At 58.4% G+C, this 3,585-nt stretch carries 6 protein-coding genes; all 6 read left to right on the top strand.

From position 1 onward, the window contains the following. Positions 1-543 precede the first annotated feature (543 nt). Positions 544-789, top strand: a complete 246-nt coding sequence (locus AB4061_RS40340) for a hypothetical protein (protein WP_441641626.1) — start codon at positions 544-546, stop codon at positions 787-789. An 81-nt stretch (positions 790-870) separates the two neighbouring features. Next, positions 871-1,038, top strand: a complete 168-nt coding sequence (locus AB4061_RS40335; protein ID WP_441641625.1) for a hypothetical protein — start codon at positions 871-873, stop codon at positions 1,036-1,038. A 140-nt stretch (positions 1,039-1,178) separates the two neighbouring features. After that, positions 1,179-1,694 (top strand): hypothetical protein, encoded by a 516-nt coding sequence (locus tag AB4061_RS40330; RefSeq protein ID WP_441641624.1) that lies wholly within the window; start codon positions 1,179-1,181, stop codon positions 1,692-1,694. Positions 1,695-1,792: 98 nt separating this feature from the next. Then, on the top strand, positions 1,793-1,930 hold the full coding sequence (locus tag AB4061_RS40325) for a hypothetical protein (protein WP_441641623.1): 138 nt from the start codon (positions 1,793-1,795) through the stop codon (positions 1,928-1,930). A 115-nt stretch (positions 1,931-2,045) separates the two neighbouring features. Then, positions 2,046-2,423, top strand: a complete 378-nt coding sequence (locus AB4061_RS40320) for an oxidoreductase (protein WP_441641622.1) — start codon at positions 2,046-2,048, stop codon at positions 2,421-2,423. 943 nt (positions 2,424-3,366) lie between these two features. Further along, positions 3,367-3,585 (top strand): tautomerase family protein (locus AB4061_RS40315; RefSeq protein ID WP_441641621.1); only part of this gene is annotated, 219 nt, incomplete at its 3' end.

Below are 3,585 nucleotides of genomic sequence, written 5' to 3'. Positions count from 1 at the left end.
TGGGCCTTTGCCGCGCTTGGTCTGGTGACAGGCAACATCGCCGTGCAGTTGTTGCACTGACGATCGTGCCAGCCCTCTTACCCGCCGATGGCGGGCTTTCCCGAGCAGGGCCTGTGACCCAGGCTGCTCCGGCAAGTCCGCCCCGGCCCACTCGATTCCCCAGGGTGGTGACTACCACGAAGGTCGCGGCTGAACTCCCTCTAAATGCGCGCCAGGCCTCTCTCGCGGCGCGTCGGCCGACAGGCCGTCAGAGGTGTGATCTGAATTGTCTCCATCCAATCTATCCGTATTGCTCGGTCCCGACCTCTGCGTGAGGTCCTGTCGATGGCCATGCCGCTCGCGTGGCCATCGACAGGATTTTACGTTGATCGACGATTCGATCCGCTGCTCGCGTCACCAGCATGCCATCTCGATGGCGCCCAACACAGCTGGCTTCTGCGATGGCTGTGGGTCCCTGGGGATCTGAAGTGCAATCGTTGTACTCAACTTGGCTGCTGTCTCGCTACGCGAGGCCACGCGGCTCTCTAACTGGAGATCTATGACATGACAGTGGCAGCCGTCCCGGCTGAGGGAAAGAAGATCTGGGTCAACGCCGAATACTGTGTGGAGTTTCATAAGCACAGCAAATGCGACGTGACATATTTCAAGACGATGTCGGAGGTCACGACATTCATCGAAGCGAACTTCCGCCATTACGGAGAAGGATTCAAGGTCGATGGTATTAGCTTTCGACCGGCTCGCTTTGTCTGGGATTTGTTCGGCGAACTCGAGGAAGAGGGCGATCAGTGAGGTGTTGCTGACGCCGTGATGTTTCCACCCACCTGGGGAATCCGTCCCCTGGGATCGATTCCCGTTGTTAGGAGAATCGATATGGAGGGAAATCGCAAATCGTTCTGGCAGCACTGGAACGACTGGTTCGCGCAGGCTTCCGATCATGACCTGGAAGTGCTGGTGCGCTATCTGCGGCTTGCCGCAAAACGCAAGGGAAACACGAGTGTCTCCGGGGACAACCTGGTGCGCCTGTGGATCCGTTGTTGACGTTGGTATCAAACACAGCTTGGCTCCTGTAATGGCTGTGGATCCTTCGGGATCTGGAGTGTGATTGTTTCAACCATCCCGAGGGGACCGCATCCCCGATCGGGGTCATGCCGGAACCCGCATCTTCAAGGAGTCTTGAAATGCAATTCTTGCGCAATCTATCCGCTGGCTTCCATCGCCAACCTGCCCAAAGCGGTCACGTTCCGTTCTGGCAAGGCATGAGCCGGAACTATCCGAAGTTCCTGGTGACGCTGGAGCTTGGGTATGTGCAGCGTCTCACGGTAGGTGTCTCCGCGCCACATGAAGACGGGGCGACATCCATCGTGCGTCGCGCGCTAGACGCCGGCACGCTCTGGAAAGACACCGAGAGCATGCCGATCCTGCAGCACGGGTTCGAGCCTGCCAAAGCGGAACGTCTCATCCAGGGCATGTCGGTGCACGAGGTGGACGACTTGCCGGAGGCGGATTCATCGGTTTCGATGATGCGGTGCTATGACGCATCGTTGACGCTCTTGACCTTCGCTCGGCAGGTGCTGAAGGAGTGTGAGCGCCACCAGGACCTCGATGACCCGGTCTCCGACAGTTTCACTGTGGAACTGGCCGCCGACGACATTCGAAAGCTGGCGAAGTTGGTGAATACGCTCGACGACTGCTGAACGTCGTCTTTCTGTTGATCCCAGCGGGGAAATCGCTTCCCTGCCCAGGGTGACGATTTCCCTCGCCTTCGATATGCATGGCGTTGGAGATGTCACCGATGGAAAACAAGCTGCATACGCAGTTGCTTCAAAAGATGGCGGGCTATCCGCTCGGCTCACAGTCGGAGGCGAACGATCCGATGGTGCTGGTCAAGCTCTTTGATGTCGCAGGGGCTGCGACCTGGTCAGTGAGGTGAAGGCGATGGTGGCGAAGTATGCGTTGAGAGCTAGCAACGCAGTCTGAGCATCGCATCTCACGCAACTTGGAGAGGGTATCGCATTGACCAGACGCTTGCCTTTGTCGACCGGCTGTTGGAACTGGGTGTGGATTACATCCACGCCTCACTGGCCAACCTGTTGACAGACCGGCCTATCGATGACTCTGACGGTCAATCCATCGTCAGCCGTATCGTCGAACGGGTTGCCAAACGGGTTCCAGTGCTCGCTGCCGGCAGCATCCTGACCCCCGACCATGCCAGCCGAGCAGTGGATACTGGGTTATCAATGGTCGCGCTTGGCCGGGGCTTGATCATCAACCCGGATTGGGTGAGCCGTGTTCAACAGGGTCAGGAGGTGGACGTTGAGCTTGATCCTGCGAAGCTTCCGGCTATCGAGATCCCGCAGAAGCTCTGGGCCATCATTCAGGGCTTCCAAGGCTGGATTCCTTTGAAGCAGCAAAAAAGTGCCTAGTAAGGTCAATTGAGTTCGATCGCGCCAAGATTCTTACAGTTCATTCGACCGCGACGGGGCCCGCATCAGTTTTAGCCTTGCAGATGAGATTGAGTTCGCCAGCCCTGTGTTGCTCCGCCTTCGCACCCGAAGCGATCACCATTGCCCTGCCCGTCTGGGAGCGGCACTGCAGCCCTGACCTTTGAGACCGATTCGCGCCAAGTGCATTTCCTTCAACACCGACGGCGCCCGCCCCCGAATCCGGCTGGTCTGGCTCCGTTGCGCACGTTCTCCACGCGTGTAAGGTTATACCAGCCGCAAGCCATGCTCCCCGGCCACACGAGCCCTCCAGGCACAATGTCTGCCTTGTAGGACGCCCCCTATACCGAGGCCTTCATATCTCATCTAAAACCGAGGCATCAGCACCAGATCAGCATGGGGTCCATGATGCAACCAGGGGTAGAGGACACGCGCAACTTACAGGAAGCGTTGGAAGACCTGGACGAAATGCAAAGGGTCATCGATCGAGCAGGGAAGCGCATTGAGGCACAGGAACACATTGTCGTATCCAACCACTGGTCCGACCATCGTGGACCAAGCCGAGGCCATCATAGAAGAACTGGACGACTGGATCGTGCTGCTCAAGCGCGCCGTGCAAGCGCTGCGTCCACTAGAGCCGCTGCGCCCCCCTTCGGGGTCGGGCGTGCCCCGATGGACAACTGTTAAGTCATTGATGTTTCGAAAAACGTAGGCCGGCGAATTCCGATTCCTCACAACAGGCCGCCAGCTTGTGCCAAAGCTGCCGTCAGCCGCTCCTGCGGCGCCCGAGCGTCTAGCGGAGGACCGGCGGCACGACCGCATGTCATGGCACTTCCAAGCAAGTGGTGGCACCCCAATGCAATCACCAGCGGCGACGTTCCGAGAGACTGAGGCCTCAGCAGCCCTATTTTCACGGAGACACAACATGCCCATCATTGTTTGCGAATGCAAGGTCGGAATCGAAGCTGGCGTCAAAGCCAGGATCGCCAGCGAGCTCACGAGCGCGATCAGGGAGATCATCCTTTCGCCGCTCGACTTGATTAGCGTCGTATTCCATGAAGCCACGCCCGACAACCTCTACCGTTCGGGAGAGCCCACTTCCGAAACGCTGATCTTCTGCCACATACGTGATGGGCGCAGCGAC

This window comes from Cupriavidus sp. YAF13 (assembly GCF_052113425.1).
Classification (GTDB): Bacteria; Pseudomonadota; Gammaproteobacteria; order Burkholderiales; family Burkholderiaceae; genus Cupriavidus.
The sequence above is the reverse complement of the archived record's forward strand: the minus strand, read 5'-3'. Positions and strand labels throughout refer to the sequence as shown.